This window comes from Labrys sedimenti, from assembly GCF_034424805.1.
In the GTDB taxonomy this organism is placed as follows: domain Bacteria; phylum Pseudomonadota; class Alphaproteobacteria; order Rhizobiales; family Labraceae; genus Labrys; species Labrys sedimenti.
Genome location: NZ_JAXOUF010000001.1, coordinates 217,414 through 237,063, shown reverse-complemented (window position 1 = coordinate 237,063; position 19,650 = coordinate 217,414). Strand labels below are relative to the sequence as shown.

18 protein-coding genes are annotated in these 19,650 nt (G+C 64.3%); 17 read left to right on the top strand and 1 reads right to left on the bottom strand.

The window, feature by feature from the left end; all coding sequences use genetic code 11:
* The first annotated feature begins 143 nt into the window (after window positions 1-143).
* The 15 genes from U1R88_RS01145 to U1R88_RS01075 all read left to right on the top strand — a co-directional run bounded on the left by U1R88_RS01145 (window position 144) and on the right by U1R88_RS01075 (window position 16,621).
* Complete coding sequence (locus U1R88_RS01145; protein WP_068299269.1) at window positions 144-2,513, top strand: xanthine dehydrogenase family protein molybdopterin-binding subunit; 2,370 nt, start codon at window positions 144-146, stop codon at window positions 2,511-2,513.
* Between the two features lie 60 nt (window positions 2,514-2,573).
* Complete coding sequence (locus U1R88_RS01140; protein ID WP_322429615.1) at window positions 2,574-3,371, top strand: FAD binding domain-containing protein; 798 nt, start codon at window positions 2,574-2,576, stop codon at window positions 3,369-3,371.
* Between the two features lie 63 nt (window positions 3,372-3,434).
* The gene (locus U1R88_RS01135) at window positions 3,435-4,016 is read left to right on the top strand and encodes an O-acetyl-ADP-ribose deacetylase (protein ID WP_425545371.1); all 582 of its coding nucleotides are present in this window, start codon (window positions 3,435-3,437) and stop codon (window positions 4,014-4,016) included.
* A 138-nt stretch (window positions 4,017-4,154) separates the two neighbouring features.
* Complete coding sequence (locus U1R88_RS01130) at window positions 4,155-5,072, top strand: AAA family ATPase (RefSeq protein WP_068299275.1); 918 nt, start codon at window positions 4,155-4,157, stop codon at window positions 5,070-5,072.
* Entirely contained in the window at window positions 5,065-6,294 is a 1,230-nt protein-coding gene (locus U1R88_RS01125; protein ID WP_322429614.1) for a vWA domain-containing protein, read from the top strand. Before U1R88_RS01130 ends, U1R88_RS01125 begins: the two co-directional genes overlap by 8 nt.
* Window positions 6,295-6,452: 158 nt before the next feature.
* Complete coding sequence (locus U1R88_RS01120) at window positions 6,453-6,794, top strand: XdhC family protein (protein ID WP_322429613.1); 342 nt, start codon at window positions 6,453-6,455, stop codon at window positions 6,792-6,794.
* A gap of 39 nt (window positions 6,795-6,833) precedes the next feature.
* Window positions 6,834-7,562: an XdhC family protein gene (locus U1R88_RS01115; protein WP_322429612.1), complete on the top strand. Its 729-nt coding sequence runs from the start codon at window positions 6,834-6,836 to the stop codon at window positions 7,560-7,562.
* 10 nt (window positions 7,563-7,572) lie between these two features.
* Window positions 7,573-9,189, top strand: a complete 1,617-nt coding sequence (locus U1R88_RS01110; protein WP_322429611.1) for a molybdopterin-binding/glycosyltransferase family 2 protein — start codon at window positions 7,573-7,575, stop codon at window positions 9,187-9,189.
* Between the two features lie 432 nt (window positions 9,190-9,621).
* Complete coding sequence (locus tag U1R88_RS01105) at window positions 9,622-10,575, top strand: branched-chain amino acid ABC transporter permease (RefSeq protein ID WP_322429610.1); 954 nt, start codon at window positions 9,622-9,624, stop codon at window positions 10,573-10,575.
* Window positions 10,576-10,577: 2 nt separating this feature from the next.
* Complete coding sequence (livM, locus tag U1R88_RS01100; RefSeq protein ID WP_425545370.1) at window positions 10,578-11,975, top strand: high-affinity branched-chain amino acid ABC transporter permease LivM; 1,398 nt, start codon at window positions 10,578-10,580, stop codon at window positions 11,973-11,975.
* Window positions 11,976-11,995: 20 nt separating this feature from the next.
* On the top strand, window positions 11,996-12,919 hold the full coding sequence (locus U1R88_RS01095) for an ABC transporter ATP-binding protein (protein ID WP_322430480.1): 924 nt from the start codon (window positions 11,996-11,998) through the stop codon (window positions 12,917-12,919).
* A 2-nt stretch (window positions 12,920-12,921) separates the two neighbouring features.
* Window positions 12,922-13,644, top strand: a complete 723-nt coding sequence (locus U1R88_RS01090; RefSeq protein WP_068299293.1) for an ABC transporter ATP-binding protein — start codon at window positions 12,922-12,924, stop codon at window positions 13,642-13,644.
* Window position 13,645: 1 nt separating this feature from the next.
* Window positions 13,646-13,999 carry a DUF6867 family protein gene (locus tag U1R88_RS01085; protein WP_068299296.1) on the top strand — a complete coding sequence of 118 codons (354 nt, stop codon included), beginning with the start codon at window positions 13,646-13,648 and terminating at the stop codon, window positions 13,997-13,999.
* A gap of 123 nt (window positions 14,000-14,122) precedes the next feature.
* The gene (locus U1R88_RS01080) at window positions 14,123-15,241 is read left to right on the top strand and encodes a branched-chain amino acid ABC transporter substrate-binding protein (protein ID WP_322429609.1); all 1,119 of its coding nucleotides are present in this window, start codon (window positions 14,123-14,125) and stop codon (window positions 15,239-15,241) included.
* A 258-nt stretch (window positions 15,242-15,499) separates the two neighbouring features.
* On the top strand, window positions 15,500-16,621 hold the full coding sequence (locus tag U1R88_RS01075; RefSeq protein ID WP_322429608.1) for a branched-chain amino acid ABC transporter substrate-binding protein: 1,122 nt from the start codon (window positions 15,500-15,502) through the stop codon (window positions 16,619-16,621).
* A gap of 128 nt (window positions 16,622-16,749) precedes the next feature.
* Here U1R88_RS01075 and U1R88_RS01070 read toward each other — a convergent pair whose 3' ends face one another.
* Window positions 16,750-17,541: a cytochrome c biogenesis CcdA family protein gene (locus tag U1R88_RS01070; RefSeq protein ID WP_068299305.1), complete on the bottom strand. Its 792-nt coding sequence runs from the start codon at window positions 17,539-17,541 to the stop codon at window positions 16,750-16,752.
* Between the two features lie 208 nt (window positions 17,542-17,749).
* Here U1R88_RS01070 and U1R88_RS01065 point away from each other — a divergent pair, with 208 nt between their 5' ends.
* The gene (locus U1R88_RS01065; protein ID WP_322429607.1) at window positions 17,750-18,739 is read left to right on the top strand and encodes a P1 family peptidase; all 990 of its coding nucleotides are present in this window, start codon (window positions 17,750-17,752) and stop codon (window positions 18,737-18,739) included.
* A 195-nt stretch (window positions 18,740-18,934) separates the two neighbouring features.
* The gene (gene rpe, locus U1R88_RS01060) at window positions 18,935-19,606 is read left to right on the top strand and encodes a ribulose-phosphate 3-epimerase (RefSeq protein ID WP_322429606.1); all 672 of its coding nucleotides are present in this window, start codon (window positions 18,935-18,937) and stop codon (window positions 19,604-19,606) included.
* Window positions 19,607-19,650 lie beyond the last annotated feature (44 nt).

The window sequence follows — 19,650 nt, the reverse complement described above, 5'->3', positions numbered from 1 at the left end:
TTTGTTTGCCGGGGATTATTCCAATCCCATAGCGTTTTGCGATCCGCGGAAATCGCATCAGATCGCAAGATGCGTCGAAACAGCGAATTGGAGCAGCAAGCGTTCACAGGCGAGCGCGCCTTGCTCCAGGGGGAGAGAACGACATGAACGCCACAGGCGTCGGCGCACCGGTGCGCCGCAAAGAGGATTTCCGCTTCATCACCGGCAAGGGCAATTATACCGGCGACATCAATCGCCCGGGCCAGGCCCATGCCTATTTCCTGCGCTCGCCGCATGCCCATGCGGCGATCACGTCGATCGACATCAGCGAGGCCCGCAAGCTGCCGGGTGTCATCGAGATCCTCACCGGCGAGGATTTGGCGCAGGACAAGATCGGCGGCTTGATCTGCGGCTGGATGATCCATTCCAAGGACGGCTCGCCGATGAAGGCAGGCGCCCATCCGGCGCTGGCCCAGGGCAAGGTTCGCTATGTCGGCGACCATGTTGCCGTGGTGCTTGCCGAAACCCTGGCGCAGGCCAAGGACGGTGCCGAGGCCATCAACGTCACCTATGAGCCGCTGCCGGCCAGCGTCGATACTGCCAAGACCCAGGCCAAGGACGCACCCCAGGTCCATGCCGAGGCCGACAACAACACCGTGTTCCAGTGGCATCTCGGCGACAAGGCAGCCTCGGACACCGCCTTCAAGGCGGCAAAGCACATCACCAAGCTCGACATCGTCAACAACCGGCTGGTGCCCAACGCCATCGAGCCGCGCGCGGCCGTCGGCGACTACGATGCCGGCAATGAAGCCTATACGCTCTACACCACCTCGCAGAACCCGCACGTCGCCCGCCTGGTGCTCTCGGCCTTCATCGGCATCGCACCCGAGCACAAGCTACGCGTGATCGCCCCCGATGTCGGCGGCGGATTCGGCTCCAAGATCTTCATCTATGCCGAAGAGACGGTGTGCGTGTGGGCCGCCAAGCGCATCGGCCGGCCGGTGAAGTGGACGGGCGACCGTACCGAGGCCTTCCTGGCCGACGCCCATGGCCGCGATCACGTCACCCGCGCCGAGCTCGCCATCGACGCCAACAACAAGATCACGGGCCTCAGGGTCCATACCATCGCCAATCTCGGCGCCTACCTTTCGACCTTCTCCTCCAGCGTGCCGACCTATCTCTACGCGCCGCTGCTGTCGGGGCAGTATGACATCCCGGCGATCTATGCCGAGGTCGATGGCGTCTACACCAACACTGCCCCGGTCGACGCCTATCGCGGCGCCGGGCGGCCGGAAGCGACTTTCGTGGTCGAGCGTCTAGTTGAAGTGGCGGCACGCGAACTCGGCCTCGATCCGGCCAAGTTCCGCAAGAAGAACTTCGTGCGGTCCTTCCCGCACCAGACGCCGGTGATCATGACCTATGACGCCGGCGACTATAACGCCTCGCTCGACAAGGCGATGGAGCTGCACGACGTCAAGGGCTTCGGCGCCCGCCGCCGTGCCTCCGAGCGGGCCGGCAAGCTCAGGGGCCTGGGCTATTCGGCCTATATCGAGGCCTGCGGCATCGCACCCTCCCAGGCGGTGGGCTCCCTCGGCGCCGGCGTCGGCCTGTGGGAATCGGCTGAGATCCGCGTCAATCCGATCGGCACCGTCGAGGTGCTGACCGGCTCGCACAGCCACGGCCAGGGCCACGAGACCACCTTCGCGCAGCTGGTCTCCGACCGGCTCGGCATTCCCATCGACTCGGTCGCCGTCGTGCATGGCGATACCGACAAGGTGCAGTTCGGTATGGGCACCTATGGCTCGCGCTCGGGCGCGGTCGGCATGTCGGCCATCGTCAAGGCGGTCGACAAGGTCATCGCCAAGGGCAAGAAGGTCGCCTCCTACGTGCTGGAAGCCTCCGAGGGCGACATCGAGTTCAAGGATGGGCGCTTCTCCGTGGCCGGTACCGACAAGGGCCTGGCTTTCGGTGAAGTAGCTCTGCAGGCCTATATCGCCCATAAATTCTCGGGCCAGGATCTCGAGCCCGGCCTCAAGGAAGGCGCGTTCTACGATCCCACCAACTTCACCTTCCCGGCGGGCGTGCACATCTGCGAAGTCGAGATCGATCCCGATACCGGCGTCACCACCATCGCCCGCTGGACGGCGGTGGACGATTTCGGCGAGCTGATCAATCCGATGATCGTCGAAGGCCAGGTGCATGGCGGCATCGCCCAGGGCGTCGGCCAGGCCCTGCTCGAGGGCGCGGTCTACGACAAGGACGGCCAGCTCCTGACCGCCTCCTTCATGGATTATTGCATGCCGCGCGCCGACGACCTGCCCTCCTTCAATGTCGGCATGACCAAGACCACCTGCCCCTCCAACCCGCTCGGCATCAAGGGTTGCGGCGAGGCCGGTGCGATCGCAGCACCACCGGCGGTGATGAACGCCATCACCGACGCCATCGGCCTCGAAGACATTGCCATGCCGGCTTCGCCCCAGGTGGTGTGGAACGCCGTACAGCGCGCCGCCAAGGCCAGGAAAGCCGCAGAATGATGTGCCGGCGGGCGGCTCGGCCGCCCGCCTTCCCCCTTCGTCTCCATCAGGAGAACCTAGATGTATCCGTTCACCTATCAGCGCCCAACCTCCGTCCGCGGCGCTGTCGCCGCCCTCGCCAAGGCGGAGGACGCCAAACTGCTCGCCGGCGGGCACACCTTGCTGCCGACCATGAAGCAGCGCCTTGCCAGCCCCACCACACTGATCGACCTCACCAAGATCGAGGGCCTCAGCGGTATCGAGGTGAAGGGCCGCAACCTCATCATCGGCGCCACCACGCCGCATGGCGAAGTGGCCGACAGCGCCACCGTCGGCGAGGCCATCCCGGCGCTGGCGGCTCTGGCCGGCATGATCGGCGATCCGGCGGTGCGCTCGCGCGGCACCATCGGCGGCTCACTCGCCAACAACGACCCGGCGGCCGACTATCCGGCGGCGGCCCTCGCCCTCAACGCCACCATCATCACCAACAAGCGCAAGATCCCGGCCGACGAATATTTCACTGGCCTGTTCGACACCGCGCTGGAGGAAGGCGAGATCATCACCAAGATCTCCTTCCCCATTCCGGCCAAGTCGGCCTATCAGAAATTCCCCAATCCCGCTTCGCGCTACGCTCTCGTCGGCGTGTTCGTGGCCAAGAAGGGAAGTTCGGTGCGCGTCGCCGTCACCGGTGCCGGCTCGGACGGCGTGTTCCGCCATACCAAGGCGGAGGAAGCCTTGTCGTCGCGCTTCCATGCCAAATCGCTCGACGGGGTGAGCCTGTCCTCCAAGGGGCTCAATGGCGACATCCATGCCAGCGCCGACTACCGCGCCCACCTGATCGGCGTGCTGACCAAGCGGGCCGTCGCAGCCGCGAAGTGACCGGCCTTCGGGAGCGCAATCTCCCTTTGCGCTCCCGCCTCCCGCAAGACCGGAAACGCGCGCATGCCCGCATCTCCAGCAACCATGCCCGAAGCCGAATTCTCTACCGATTTGACCAAGGCCCGTTTGACGGTCCTTGTCGCCAACATCACCACCCTCGATGTGGATGCCATCGTCAATGCCGCCAATACCTCCCTGCTCGGCGGCGGCGGCGTGGACGGTGCCATCCATCGTGCCTCCGGACCGGACCTGGTGGCGGAGTGCCGCACGCTGAACGGTTGCAAGGTCGGCGATGCCAAGATTACCGCGGGATATCGCCTGCCGGCCCGTCACGTCATCCACACCGTCGGCCCGGTCTTCAACGGCGGCGCCCTGGGAGAGGCCGGCAAGCTCGCCTCCTGCTATCGGCGCAGCCTCGAAGTCGCCGCCGCCAATGCCATCGCCTCGATCGCCTTTCCGGCGATCTCCACCGGGATCTACCGCTACCCAGCGGACGAAGCGGCCACGATTGCCGTCGCCACCGTTATCGATACCTTGCCGCTGCTGTCGACGCCCCCGTCACTCGTCGTGTTCTGCTGTTTCGATGCGGGCACGGCCACCCATTACCGCCAGGCCTTCGTCGACGCTGGTCTCGCCCCTTTCTGATCGGGCCCGATCGGGACAACTCTGCAGAACCTCAAAGACTTGCAGAGTTTTGCGACATTGCCCATTCGCGGGTCCTATCGAGAAATTCCGCTTGGCAGGGACTCGTCCTATAGTGCCGGCAGATTTCAGGAGTTCGCCTTGCCTGCCTCTCTTCCCGCTTCCATCGACGAGACCGCCACCCTGCTCGCCAAGGCCGATTACGTAGCCGGACGCGATCTCGCTACCGTGTTGTTCCTCGCCTTGCGCATGGGCCGTCCGCTCTTCCTGGAGGGAGAAGCGGGCGTCGGCAAGACCGAGATCGCCAAAGTCCTCTCCGCGACGCTGGGCCGCCCCCTGATCCGCCTGCAATGCTATGAAGGCCTCGACATCGCCTCGGCGGTGTATGAATGGAACACCATGGCGCAGATGATCGAGATCCGCCTGGCCGAGGCCGGCGGCAGCGTCGACCGCGCGAGCCTGGGCTCCGATCTCTTCTCCGAACGTTTCCTGATCGCCCGCCCGATCCTGGAAGCGGTGCGTCCCCAGGCCGGCGGCGCGCCGATCCTGCTGATCGACGAGCTCGACCGTACCGACGAAGCGTTCGAGGCCTATCTCCTGGAGGTCCTTTCGGATTTCCAGGTCACCATTCCCGAATTCGGCACGGTCAAGGCGGAGGCGCCCCCCATCGTCATCATCACCTCCAATCGCACCCGCGAGATCCACGACGCCCTCAAGCGACGCTGCCTCTATCACTGGGTGGACTATCCCAGCGCCGAGAACGAGCTCGAGATCCTGCGCCGCAAGGTGCCACATGTGCCGGCCAAGCTGTCGCGCGAGCTGATCGGCTTCGTGCAGGCGCTGCGCCGGGAGGATCTGTTCAAGTCCCCGGGTGTCGCCGAGATGCTGGACTGGGCTACGGCCCTGACCGAACTCGATGCCGTGGCGCTCGATCCCGCCCTCGTCTCCGACACGCTCGGTGTGCTCTTGAAATATCAGGACGACATTGCCCGCCTCTCCGGCAGCCAGGCCAAGAGGCTGATCGATAGCGTCAAGGCCGGGGCGCCGGCCCATGCCTGAAATCCCGTCCCCCGAGGCAGCCCCGCCCGACATCGGCAGGCTTGCCGACAATATCGCCTATTTCGGCCGTCTGCTGCGGGACACCGGCTTGCCGGTCGGCCCCTCCAGCGTGCTCGATGCCATCCGGGCGGTAGAAATGGCGGGCCTCGGCGCCAAGCAGGATTTCTACTGGACGTTGCATAGCGTCTTCGTCACGCGGCACGAGCAATCGCTGCTGTTTCGCCAGGCCTTCGAGCTGTTCTGGCGCCAGCGCGCTTTGACCGAGAAGCTCATCGCCATGATGTCCCCCCAGGCGGTGGCGATGAAGGAGCCGCCCAAGCCCAAGGCCGGCGCGCAGCGCGTCAACGACGCCTTCTACAAGGAGCCGCCGCGCGAGGTGGAGGAGAAGAAGCTGGTCGAGTTCGACGCGCGCCTGACCATGTCGGAGCGCGAGATCCTCAAGGAGCGCGATTTCGCCCAGATGACCGCGGAGGAAATCACCGCGGCCAAGAAGGAAATGGCGCAATTGCGCCTGCCCTTCGACATTCAGCCGACACGCCGCCTCAGGCCTGGGGGTAGCGAGGTCATCGACCTCAGGAGGACGCTGAGGGCCGCCATGCGCAGCGGCGGAGACCTCGTCACCATCTCCTATCGGCAGGCCGGCGAGAAGCACCCGCCCCTCGTGGCGCTTTGCGACATATCCGGCTCGATGGCGGATTATTCCCGGCTGTTCCTGCATTTCCTGCACGCAATCTCGGAAAAAGGCCGGCGCGTGCACGCCTTCGTCTTCGCCACCCGGCTGACCAACATCACGCGCTCACTGCGGACGCGAGACCCCGACGAGGCTCTCGAGCATGCTTCCCGCGCCGTCAAGGATTGGGACGGCGGCACCCGCATCGCCCATTGCCTGGAGCGTTTCAACAAGGACTGGTCGCGCCGCGTCCTCGGCCAGGGCGCCACGGTGCTGCTGATTACCGACGGGCTGGAGCGCCAGGTCGATCCCGGCCTCGCTGGGGAACTCGACCGCCTGCACCGTTCATGCCGTCGCCTGATCTGGCTCAATCCCCTGTTGCGCTTCGATGCCTTCGAAGCGCGTGCGGCCGGCATCAAGGCCATGCTGCCGCATGTTGACGAATTCAGGACCATTCACAATCTCAGGAGCATGGGCGACTTGGTCAAAGCCCTCGACCGCAGGGCCGATGCCGCCGCCGACCCCAGGAGTTGGTTAAAACGCGCTGGCTGAGAAGGACCGGCAACGGCGCTTTTGGAGTGTCAGCCTCCGGCTGACATCTTATCTGCTGGTGAGTGCTTGGCTTTCAAGATGTCAGCCGGAGGCTGACACTCCAAGATTCCGAATAAACGCGGCGATCATGCCGCCCCCCGTTTCAAGGAGCAATTTCGATGAGTGATACCACCAGCAATTTCGCATCCGACACCGACATCCTTGCCAGCGCCCAGCAGTGGCGGGAACAAGGCAAAGGCGTCGCCATCGCCACCGTGGTGGAAACCTGGGGCTCGGCGCCGCGCCCGACGGGCTCGAACCTGGTGATCGACGAGGACGGCAATTTTCTCGGTTCCGTTTCCGGCGGCTGCGTCGAAGGCGCCGTGGTCACCGAAGCACTCGATGTCATTCAAGAGGGCAAGTCGCGCCTGATTGAATTCGGCGTCGCCGACGAGACCGCCTGGCGGGTCGGCCTGTCCTGCGGCGGCACCATCCGGGTGTATGTCGAGAAACTGGACTGAAGGCCGCCGTCTTCCGCAACATTTCCCGCAGGCTCCCTCATGAAACTTGCCACCCTCCAGGCCCTCAACCAGGCCAAGGCCGCCCGCAGGGCCGTCCTCCTCGTCACCGATCTTGACACAGGCGAGGAACGCCTGGTTGAGGAAAGCGGAATCCCGGCTGATCCGCTCGCCTCCGTGCTGTCGCAGCAATTGCGGCAGGGGCGCTCCGCCACGGTCGAGCAGGACGGCAGGCGCCATTTCGTCACCGTCCACGTACCGCCGGTACGCCTGGTGATGATTGGAGCCGTCCATATCAGCCAGGCCCTGGTCCCCCTCGCCCGTCTCGTCGGCCAGGATCCTGTCATCATCGATCCGCGCACCGCCTTTGCCACGCCCGAGCGCTTTCCCGGCGTGACATTGCTGGCCGAATGGCCTGATGTCGCCTTGCCGCCCCTCGGCATCGACCGCTACACCGCCTTCGTTGCACTGACCCACGATCCCAAGATCGATGACGGAGCCCTGCAGCATGCGCTCGAACGCAATTGCTTCTATGTGGGCGCGCTGGGCTCGCGCAGGACGCATGCGCGCCGCATCGAAAGATTGAGCGAGGCCGGGGTCGACGAGGCGGCGCTGGCGCGTATCCATGCGCCTATCGGCCTCGATATCGGCGCCATCAGCCCGGCCGAGATCGCCGTCTCGATCATGGCCGAGATCACGGCCGCGCTTCGGCTGGAAAGCGGCGAGAAGCAGCCCAGGCCACCCGTTCTGCCAAAACCCTGTTGTAAGTGACTGTATTTCCATGTTTTTCGGCGAGATTTCCATAGACCAGGCTCTGGGCGGGGTTGCCGTTCACTCGATCCGCAAGGGGGGGCTCGTCCTCAAGAAGGGCACGCATATCGGGCCAGCCGAAGTCGAAGCGCTGCGTCGCGAAAGGGTCGAATCCATCGTCATCGCCAGGCTCGATCCCGGCGACGTCGGGGAGGATATCGCCGCCGAGCGCATTGCCGCCAGGTTGGGGGGTGAAGGCGTGCGCGTGGCCGAACCGTTCACCGGCCGGGCCAATCTGTTCGCCGAACAGGCCGGCGTGCTGGTGATCGACCGTGACGGCGTCGACCGGGTGAATGCCATCGACGAGAGCATCACCTTCGCGACCCTGCCCGCCTTCGATCCCGTCAAGGCCGGCGAAATGATCGCAACCGTCAAGATCATCCCCTTCGCGGTCGAGGCTCCGACCTTCGAGCGTGCCCTCGCCGGCCTGGGCGCCCCGATCATCCGGATCGCCCCCTTCCGCCCTCTCAAGGTGGCTGCGATCTCCACCGTGCTTCCCGGTCTCAAGGAAAGCGTGATTGCCCGTACCCTTCAGGTCCTAAAGGAGCGCCTGGCGCCGGCCGCGGCCAAGCTCGTCCTCGATGAAAGGGTTCCGCACCAGGCGCGCGAGCTGGCGCTCGCGCTCGACCGGGCCAAGTCGGCACAGGCCGATCTCACCATCATCTTCGGCGCTTCGGCCATTGCCGACCGGCGCGACGTCATTCCCGCGGCCATCGAAATATCGGGTGGTGCGGTCGAGCATTTCGGCATGCCGGTCGATCCCGGCAATCTCCTGCTGCTGGGGCGCTCCGGCGCGATGTCGGTGCTGGGGGCGCCTGGCTGCGCACGCTCGCCCAAGGAGAACGGCTTCGACTGGATCCTGCACCGCCTGCTGGCCGGCCTGCCGGTCACGCGCGCCGATATCGTCGGCCTTGGCGTCGGCGGCCTGCTGATGGAGATCGTCAGCCGTCCCCAGCCGCGCGCAGCGGCCGCGAAGACGGGCGAGAGCCCTCCTTGCGTCGCAGCCATCGTCCTGGCTGCGGGCCGCTCCACACGCATGGAAGGAGCGAACAAGCTGCTGGAGGACTATGCCGGCAAGCCGCTCGTCCGTCATGCCGTGGAAGCGGCGCTTGCCAGCAAGGCAAGCTCCGTCACGGTGGTCACCGGTCACCAGCAGGCCGAAGTTCGGGCCGCCCTGGCGGGGCTGGCCGTCTCCTTCGTGCACAATCCGAACTTCGCCGAGGGCCTCTCCACCTCCGTGCGCGCCGGCATCGCGGCCCTCCCCGCCGAAAGCGACGCTGCCCTGATCGCGCTTGGCGACATGCCGCTGGTGGATGCCGCCCTGCTCGACCGGCTGATATCCGCCTTCGAGCCGGACAAAGGCGCCCTCATCGTGCTCCCCGTCACCGAGAGGCAGCGCGGCAACCCGGTGATCTGGGCACGCCGATTCTTCGATGAATTGCAGGCCATCGAAGGCGACGCCGGAGGCCGGCAGATTCTCAAGGCGAACAGCGATGCGGTGGTCGAGATTCCCGTCTCTTCGAGCGCCACAAGCTTCGACGTGGACACAAAGGAGGCGCTCGCGCAATTGCGACAACTCCCGACCTGACATTTTGTTGCTCGGCTTGACGCCGACGCATTCATCTATGGAGCATGTGCGCAATTATTCAGCAACATTCTTTCCCCTGATGAAGGATAGTATGGCGATCGAAATTTTTATGTGGATCTAGACGAAATCTAACAGCCGTTACACGTTTGCACGACTGGAGCCATTCAGCCGCTAAATCGTTTTTTCGGCGTTACTAGGTCAAAATTGACGCTTCCGGCGCCAGCCGACGCTAAAAAATTCGTCGGGCTGCATAAATATTTCGTGATTTCCAGAAACTTCGCCTTCAAGACCACCGCGGTGATTGTCAGTTTGCAAAGCGCTTGCTATGACAGGAAATCGTCGAATGACTGCCTGTCTCTTAGGCAAAAATCCCGCCCAAGGGAGACCAGGAGAAGCAAGGACGGCGTCGACAGAGGGGAAAGTTTGTAGACGATGGCAGAGTTTTTACAGCAGCTCATCAACGGGCTGGCGGTAGGATCGCTATATGGTCTCATCGCCGTAGGTTACACGATGGTGTTCGGCATCATCGGCATGGTGAACTTCGCTCATGGCGATCTGTTCATGCTCTCAGCGATCATCGCCTTCATCTGTTTCGTGATCCTGGTCACCTTGCTCGGCCTTTCATCGGTCATCGTGGCCTTGCTGGTGGTGATGGCAATCGGCATGGTCCTCACCAGTGTCTGGAACTGGGCCATCGAGCGCATCGCCTACCGCCCGCTGCGTGGATCCTTCCGCCTCGCTCCCCTGATCTCCGCCATCGGCGTCTCCATGGCCCTGTCGAATTTCGTGCAGGTCAGCCAGGGCGCCGAGTCCAAGGCGATCCCCCACGCCGTGGACGCCGCCCTCAGCGCCAAATACCAGATCTGGTCGGAGGTCACCTCCGACGGGCGTGCCATGGATGCCTCGCTCTCGCTCAAGGCCATCCTGATCTTCGTCACCACCGCCGTGCTGCTGGCGATCTTCTGGTACATCGTCTCCCGAACCTCGCTCGGCCGAGCCCAGCGCGCCTGCGAACAGGACCGCAAGATGGCCGCCCTGCTGGGCGTCGACGTCGACCGCACCATCTCCATCACCTTCATCATGGGTGCGGCCCTGGCCGCCGTCGCCGGCCTGATGTTCCTGGTGCTCTACGGTTCCGTGAACTTCCGCGACGGCTTCGTGCCCGGGGTCAAGGCCTTCACCGCCGCGGTGCTCGGCGGCATCGGTTCCCTGCCCGGCGCCGTGCTGGGCGGCATGCTGATCGGCCTGATCGAAAAACTGTGGGAAGGGTCCTTCGACGGTGATGTCGCCGCCTATCGCGACGTCGCGGTGTTCTCGGTGCTCGCCATCACGCTGATCTTCATGCCGCAAGGCCTGTTGGGACGCCCCGAAGTGGAGAAGGTGTGATCATGGCCGAATCCGATACCGCGCGCATTTCCTCGGCCGAATTGTTCAAGGATCTCATCTTCTGGGCCGTGGTCTCCACTTGCATGTTCCTGCCGGTGGTGGGGCTGACGACCTATTCGGACCAGGCGACCAACAGCTTCCGCCTGAATTTCCTCAACCCCGATTTCGCCTTCGGCAAACGCTTCGGTGGCCTGATCACCACAGCGGTCCTCGTCGGCATCATCCTGCTGGTCCGCCTGTACGTGCTGCTGCGCCCCCGGCGCCCCGAACACAAGACCCCCTCCAAATTCGCCCAGACCATGTCGCGGATCGGCATGTCGCCCTGGGTGATGTGGTTCGGAGCCGGGCTCGCGATCGTCTTCCCCCTCGTCATGCTGGGCACCCTCGGCGACAAGGGCTCGCTGAAGTGGATCGACAGCTACGGCATCCAGATCCTGATCTACATCATGCTGGGCTGGGGCTTGAACATCGTGGTCGGCATGGCCGGCCTGCTCGACCTGGGCTATGTCGCCTTCTACGCAGTCGGCGCCTATTCCTACGCGCTCCTGTCGGTCTATTACGGCATGACCTTCTGGGAATGCCTGCCGATCGCAGGATTCCTCGCCGCGCTCTGGGGCATCATCCTCGGCTTTCCCGTGCTGCGCCTGCGGGGCGACTACCTAGCCCTCGTCACGCTCGCCTTCGGCGAAATCATTCGCAGCGTGCTGGTGAACTGGAAATCCTTCACCCATGGCAATGACGGCATCACCTCGATCAAGCCGCCCACCTTCTTCGGCATCCCCTTCACGGCCGGCCCGAACGGTTTTGCCAAGACCTTCGACCTCGCCTTCTCGCCGATCCACGGCAAGATCTTCTTCTACTATGTCATCCTCATCCTCGCGGTGATGACGGCCTACATCACCAGCCGCATGCGCAGGCTGCCGGTTGGTCGCGCCTGGGAAGCCCTGCGCGAGAACGAGATCGCCTGCCGCTCGCTCGGCATCAACACCACCACCACCAAGCTCGCGGCCTTCGCCAGCGGCGCCCTGTTCGGCGGTCTCGCCGGCGCCTTCTTCGCGGCCAAGCAGGGCTTCATCAATCCCGAGAGCTTCGTGTTCCAGGAATCGGTGATGGTGCTCGCCATCGTCGTGCTCGGCGGTTCGGGCAGCCTCCTCGGCGTGGTCGTGGCCGCGATCCTGCTGGTCGGCGGTTCGGAGATCCTGCGCGAGCTCACCTTCATGAAGTGGATCTTCGGGCCCGACTTCGATCCGAGCCAGTATCGCCCCATGATCTTCGGCCTCGCCATGGTCTCGATGATGCTGTGGAAGCCGCGCGGTCTCATCTCCAACCGTGCCCCCACCGTCTATCTGAAAGAACGCAAGATCGTCTCCGGCGCCCTCGTACAGGAAGGTCACGGATGAGCGCGCCCGGGAACAACGACATGATCGACCCTGCCCTCGCCTCGCACGCCCATCCCGAACAGCATTGGCATGGCGATCCGATCCTCAAGGTCGAGAAGCTGACCATGCGGTTCGGAGGCCTCACCGCCGTCAACGCCGTTTCCTTCAATTGCGGCCGGGGCGACATTACCGCCCTGATCGGCCCTAACGGCGCCGGCAAGACGACGGTGTTCAACTGCATCACCGGCTTCTACAAGCCGACGGAAGGCCGGATCGGCCTGCGTCACGGTTCGGTGGCGGCCTGGGATGAATTCGACGCCCTGACCGCCACCACCCAGCAAAAGCTGAGCCATGGCCAGGATACGCTCTATTTGCTCGAGCGCATGCCCGACTTCATGGTCTCCCGCCAGGCGAAGGTCGCCAGAACCTTCCAGAACATCCGCCTCTTCGCGGGCATGACGGTGCTGGAGAACCTGCTGGTCGCCCAGCATGTCCACCTGATGCGCGCGTCGGGCTTCTCCGTCTTCGGCATTCTCGGCCTGCCGACCTACAGCCACGCCGAGAAGGCCGCGATCGAGAAGGCGAAATACTGGCTCGACAAGACCGGCCTGATGGCGCGGGCCGACGATCCCGCCGGCAGCCTGCCCTATGGCGACCAGCGCCGCCTGGAGATAGCCCGCGCCATGTGCACGGAGCCGGTCCTGCTTTGCCTGGACGAGCCGGCCGCCGGCCTCAATCCGAGGGAAAGCCTCGATCTCAACAAGCTGCTGCGCACGATCCGCAGCGATCACGATACCTCTCTTCTCCTGATCGAGCACGACATGTCCGTGGTCATGGAGATTTCGGACCATGTGGTGGTGCTCAACTACGGCACCAAGATCTCGGACGGCACGCCCGAGCAGGTCCGCAACGACCCTGCCGTGATCGCCGCCTATCTCGGCACCGACGAGGAAACGGAGAGTTGAACATGTCCTCGCCCCTGCTGGCCGTGCGCGGCGTCCACACCTATTACGGACAGGTCCACGCTCTCAAAGGTGTCGACGTCGACATCAACCAGGGTGAGATCGTCACTATCATCGGCGCCAATGGCGCCGGCAAGTCGACCTTGATGATGACGGTCTTCGGTTCGCCCAAGTGCCGTGTCGGCTCGATCTCTTTCGACGGGCAAGACATCACCCACATGCCGATGCACCTGATCGCACGGCTGCGCATCGCCCAGTCCCCCGAGGGACGGCGCATCTTCCAGCGCATGACGGTCTATGAGAACCTGCAGATGGGAGCCGAGATCGACGGCAGTGCCCATTTCGCCGAAGACCTCGAGCGCATGTACACGCTCTTCCCGCGCCTGAAGGAGCGCGCCAGCCAGCGCGGCGGCACGCTTTCGGGCGGCGAACAGCAGATGCTGGCAATTGCCCGTGCCCTGATGAGCCGGCCGCGCCTGCTGATGCTGGACGAGCCCTCGCTCGGCTTGGCGCCGCTCATCGTCAAGCAGATCTTCGACGCCGTCCGGGTGCTCAACGAGACGGAGAAGCTGACCGTCTTTCTCGTCGAGCAGAACGCCTTCCATGCACTGCGCCTTGCGCATCGAGGTTATGTCATGGTCAACGGCCAGATCACCATGTCCGGCACCGGCAAGGAACTGCTCGCCCGGCCCGAAGTGCGCGCAGCCTATTTGGAAGGGGGTCATTGAGATGGAAACCTACCTCTATGAGGACAGCCCCTTCGTCTTCGTGCTTGTCACGCTGCTGATGGGTGGCTGGGCAGCCTGGATGACCGGCAAGGCCAGCGCCTCGACCTGGAGCCGCTACCCGATCCTGTTCTTCTATCTGGTGCTGCTGACCATGGGCGTGCGCTTCCTCCATCAGGCGCCGTTCGGGGGCAACATGTTCTCGCCCTATTATTTCGTGGTCGACCTCATCATTATCCAGCTCATCGGCCTGTTGTCCTATCGCATCCGGCTCGCCAAGCAGATGGTCGGCAAATATGGCTGGATGTTCCAGCGATCGGGAGCACTCGGCTGGAGTGCACGCTCGAGCGCGGAATGACCGAATACAAGCAACAAGGAAATCGGATGAGCTGTACGCGCAACTTGGGCTGACGGCCTCGTTCACGTCCTGACTATCCGCAGACCGGAGCCGCAAGCTCCACCAATCCACTGGGAGAACGACATGAAAAAAGTCTGGTTGACAGGCGCAGCGCTGGCAGCGGGCCTGCTGCTCAGCACGTCCGCCTTCGCGCAGATCAAGATCGGCATCGGCGCACCGATCACCGGTCCGAGTGCGGCCTCTGGAGCCCAGATCAAGCAGGGCGCGGAACTCGCCATCAAGAACATCAATGCGGCTGGCGGCGTACTCGGCCAGAAGCTGGAATCGACGGTCGGTGACGATCAGTCCGATCCCAAGCAGGGCGTCTCGGTCGCCAACAAGTTCGTCGGCGACGGCGTGACCTGGGTGGTGGGACACTACAACTCCGGCGTGACCATCCCCGCTTCCGAAGTCTATGGCGACAACGGCATCGTGGCCATCACCCCGGCCGCCACCAACGAGAAGGTGACGGACCGCAAACTCTGGGGCATGTTCCGCACCTGCGGCCGTGACGACCAGCAGGCCAAGGTCTGGGTCGATTACGTCAAGGCCACCTATCCCGGCAAGAAGGTCGCCATCGTCCATGACAAGACCACCTATGGCCAGGGCCTGGGCGAAAATGCCAAGAAGCTGATGGCTGCCGACGGCATGAAGGAAGTCCTGTTCGAAGGTGTGAACACCGGCGAGAAGGACTATTCGGCCATCGTCACCAAGCTCAAGGCGGTTGGCGCCGACGTGCTGATCTATGGCGGCCTCTACACCGAAGCGGCCCTGATCCTCAAGCAGTTGCGCGACCAGGGCATGCAGACCGTGATGGTCTCGGGCGACGGCCTGGTCTCCTCTGAATTCGCCACCATCGGCGGCGATGCCGTGATCGGCACCCAGATGTCCTTCGCGCCCAAGGCCGAGGATGATCCGTCCAACGCCGCCATCGTCAAGCAGTTCAAGGACAGCGGCTTCACGCCGGAAGGCTATACGCTGAAGGCCTATGCGGCCGTGCAGGTCCTGGCCCAGGCCGCGGAACAAGCCAAATCGACGGATCCGCAGAAGATGGCCGAGGTGATGCATTCGGGCAAGGCCTTCAAGACGGTGATCGGCGATGTTTCCTATGACGACAAGGGCGACATGAAGCAGATCGACTACGTCATCTTCTCCTGGAAGAAGGGTCCCGACGGCAAGATCGACTTCTTCCAGAACAAGTGACCTGCCTTCATTCTTCGTAGTATCTCAATCGCCCCGGTTCGCTGGGGCGATTTCTTTGGAGGCTTCCTATTCGCGGCTCGGATCGGGCCGCGACATGGGACATGACGCAGGGGGAGATGGCGAGGCTGCCCTCCCCTTTGCGAATTCGCCTGAATTTCCGTGACAAGCCGCTGGAAATTTAGACAATGGCGTCATCGGGCACAGCCGAACCGGTCCAGAAAAGAACGGTCTGCGCCCAGTACAACAGGGAAGAACCCCATGAACAAACTTTCATTGGCCGGCGCTGTACTCGCAGCGGGCCTCGCCTTGGGCAGCAGCGCGCAGGCGCAGATCAAGCTCGGCGTGGGTGGCCCGATGACCGGCCCCGCTGCTTCCTACGGCCTGCAGGCCAAGGCAGGCGCCGATATGGCGGTGAAGGACATCAACGCCAAGGGCGGCGTGCTCGGCCAGAAGATCGAGATCAGCGTCGGCGACGACCAGGCCGATCCCAAGCAGAGCGTCTCTGTCGCCAACAAATTCGTGGGCGATGGCATAACCTGGGTCATCGGCCATGTCACCTCCGGCGGTGCCATCGCTGCCTCGGATGTCTATGCCGACAACAATATCATCAACGTCACCCCCTCGGCCTCCAGCGAGAAGCTGACCGATCGCGGACTGTGGAACACCTTCCGCACCTGCGGGCGCGACGACCAGCAGTCCAAGGTGTGGGCGGACTATGTCCTGGCTCATTTCAAGGACAAGAAGATCGCCATCGCGCACGACAAGCAGACCTATGGCGAAGGCCTGGCCAAGGGCGCGAAGAAATACCTCAACGATGCCGGCGTGAAGGAAGTCCTTTATGAAGGCGTCAACGCTGGCGAAAAGGACTATTCCGGTCTCGTCACCAAGCTGAAGTCCAGCGGGGCCGATGTGCTGCTGTGGGGCGGCTACTACACCGAGGGCGCGCTGATCCTCAAGCAGCTGCGCGACCAGGGCGGCAAGACCATCATGATGGGCGCCGATGGCCTCAACTCACCGGAATTCGCCACCATCGGCGGTGACGCCGTGGTCGGCACGCTCATGACCTTCGCGCCGAAGATCGAGGATTACCCGGCGAATGCCGACCTGGCGAAGCGCTTCCGCGAGGGTGGCACCGATCCGGCCGGCTTCACCCTGCTGGCCTATGCCGGCGTGCAGGTGCTGGCGCAGGCGGCCGAAGAGGCCAAGTCCGCCGATCCGCAGAAGATCGCCGAGGTCATGCATTCGGGCAAGAAGTTCCAGACCGTGATCGGCGAGATCTCCTACGACAAGAAGGGCGACCTGGCACAACCGGCCTACGCCATCTACACTTGGAAGAAGGCTGCAGACGGCAAGATCGCCGCGGAGCAGAACCCCTCCTGAGGTCCTTGCCTCCAGCGCGATGTGAAGCATCACCCGCCCCGGTTCCACCGGGGCGGTTTTTTATTATCTGGGCGACTGGCGGCAATCCCGGACAGTCCTGAGCGGACATGTTCCCGGATGCGCGGATTTCAGCCAAGCTTGCTGAGGATCGGAAAGGTGTTCTGCAGCCAGATGGCGAAATCGGCCATGCCGCCGGTCAGGAAGGCAACGCCGGCGACCACCAGCAACCCGCCCATCGCCTTCTCCACCGTGCCGAGGTGGGCCCGGAAGGTCCGCAGGAAGCGCATGAAGGGGTTCATGGCAAAGGCGGCTACCACGAAGGGCAGTCCCAGGCCGAGCGTATAGATGGCGAGCAGGGTGACCCCCTGGCTGACACTGCCGTCCTTGCCGGCCACGGCGATCACCGTGCCCAGGACAGGCCCGATGCAGGGCGTCCAACCGAAGGCGAAGGCCAGCCCCATCACGAAGGCGCCCCAGGGGCCGGAGCCGGCGCCGGCCTGCAAGCGAGCCTGGCGATAGAGCAACGAAATGCGGAAGACGCCAAGGAAATGCAGACCCATGGCGATGATGACGATGCCGGCCAGGAGATAGAACGGATCGATCGAATTGGCCCAGGAGGCGGGCAGCATGCCCTTTTCGGCCAGGGCGCTGAGGCCACTGGCCATCGCCCGGCGCAAGACGAGCAGATAGGAGGCGCCAGCGCCGAGCGAGATGAAGATGGTGGCCAGGCCGGCGACGAAACACAGGGCCGAGATCACCGCACGACGGCGGACACCCTTGTCGATGGTCTGCCCTGTCATCTCATCCAGGGTGGAGCCGGCCAGGAAGGTCAGGTAGGGCGGCACCAGCGGCAGCACGCAGGGCGAGAGGAAGGAGAACAGGCCGGCCACGAACACGGCAGGCAGGGTAATATCGGCCATGGACCCATCCAGAACAGGCATTCATGCGTCAACGCCACCTTCCGGCGGCGAAGCCCCTGCTCTAGCGCGCCCACGCCTTTTGCCCAAGCCCGTTTCGTCAAACTCCCTGTCTCGTGATCGGAAGTGATGTCGCAGGGCAGCCCTGCCATCAGCCCGATTGTCTCGCTTCCAAGGCGGTGCGAAGCTGCCGACGAGCGGAGGCTGATTCATGCGCAATCTCATCACGGATGTCGCCGGCGTGCTGGTCGGTAATGCCGAAGACGCCGCGATCGCCTCCGGCGCGACGGCGGTGGTGTTCGAGGAGCCGGCGGTCGCCGCCGTCGACGTGCGCGGCGGCGCCCCGGGAACGCGGGAAACCGATCTGCTCGCCCTGGAGCGGACGGTCGAGCGGATCGATGCCATCGCCCTGTCGGGCGGTTCGGCCTTCGGCCTGGAATCCGGTGCCGGCATCGGGGCCTTTTTGGCGGAGCAGGGTCGTGGTTTCCAGGTCGGCGCCGTCAGGGTCCCGATCGTGCCCGGCGCCATCCTGTTCGACCTTCTCAATGGCGGCGACAAGAATTGGGGGCGCTTTCCGCCCTACCGCGAGCTCGGCTTCGCCGCGGCCGAAGCGTCCGCCAAGACCTTCGCGCTGGGATCGGCGGGCGCCGGATTGGGCGCCACCACGGCTGGCCTGAAGGGTGGGCTCGGCTCTGCCTCGGCGCGCTGCGGGCTTCATACCGTCGGGGCGCTTGTCGCCGTCAACGCCCTCGGCAGCGTTACCATCGGCAACGGCCCTCATTTCTGGGCGACGCCCTACGAGCAGGCTGGAGAGTTCGGCGGCCTCGGCCTGCCGACACCCTGGCCCGACGATGCGCTGGCATTGCGCCACAAGGCCATGCAGGCCGGCAACACCACGATCGCCGTGGTGGCAACGGATGCCGTGCTCACCAAGGCCCAGGCCAAGCATTTTGCCGTGATGGCACAGGATGGCTTGGCTCGGGCGATCCACCCGGTCCATACCCCGCTCGATGGCGACACCGTGTTTGCCGCCGCCACGGGGCGCGTGGCGCTGACCGAACCGATCGGTGATCTGATCACCCTGGGCACGGCAGCGGCACATGCCCTGGCGAGGGCCTGTGCCCGCGCCGTCTATGAGGCGGTTGCCCTGCCTTTCCCCGGTGCTCTTCCGAGTTGGCGGGATCGTTTCAGAGGGCGATGACGGGCCGACATCGGGAGGAAGTCAATTGCCTGGGACCGCAGGCGTCTCGCCTGCATCTTCTTTCCCGCAAATGTGCCGCTTCCGGCAGCAGGCGAGACGCCTGCTGTCTCAGGCCCCCTCTCAACGATTGCAATGGGTGGCCGGCTCTGGCAGGTACTGCCCGTTCACCGCGACCGTCACAGCCCAGGATCCGCCATGTCCCGCCCCATCATCATCGCCCCTTCCATTCTCTCGGCCGATTTTGCCGCACTCGGCGCGGAAGTGCGGGCGATCGAGGACGCCGGCGCGGATTGGGTGCATTACGATGTGATGGACGGCCATTTCGTGCCCAACCTCACCATCGGCGCCGGCGTCGCCGCTGCCCTGCGGCCGCACGTCACCACCAAGCTCGATGCCCATCTGATGATCTCGCCGGCCGATCCCTATCTCGACGATTTCGCCAAGGCCGGCTGCGACACCATCACCGTCCATGCCGAGGCAGGCCCGCATCTCCATCGCTCGCTGCAGCACATCAGGAAGCTCGGCAAGCGCGCCGGCGTGGCGATCAATCCGGGCACCTCGCCGGAAGTGGTCGACTATGTGCTCGACCTCGCCGATCTCATCCTGGTGATGACGGTCAATCCCGGCTTCGGCGGCCAGGCCTTCATTCCCGAGACCCTGTCGAAGATCGCCGCCGTCCGCGCCCGGGTGGGCAAGCGCGACATTGATATCGAGGTCGATGGCGGCATCACGCCGGAAACCGCGCCGCTGGTGGTGCGGGCCGGCGCCAATGCACTGGTCGCCGGCTCCTATGTGTTCAAGGGCGGTCCGGCCGCCTATGCCGCCAACATTGCCGCCATCCGTGAGGCCGCGACGGCGGCTCTCTGATATCGTCGCCTCCCATCCGCAGATTTGCGTTTCACTTTCCCGGC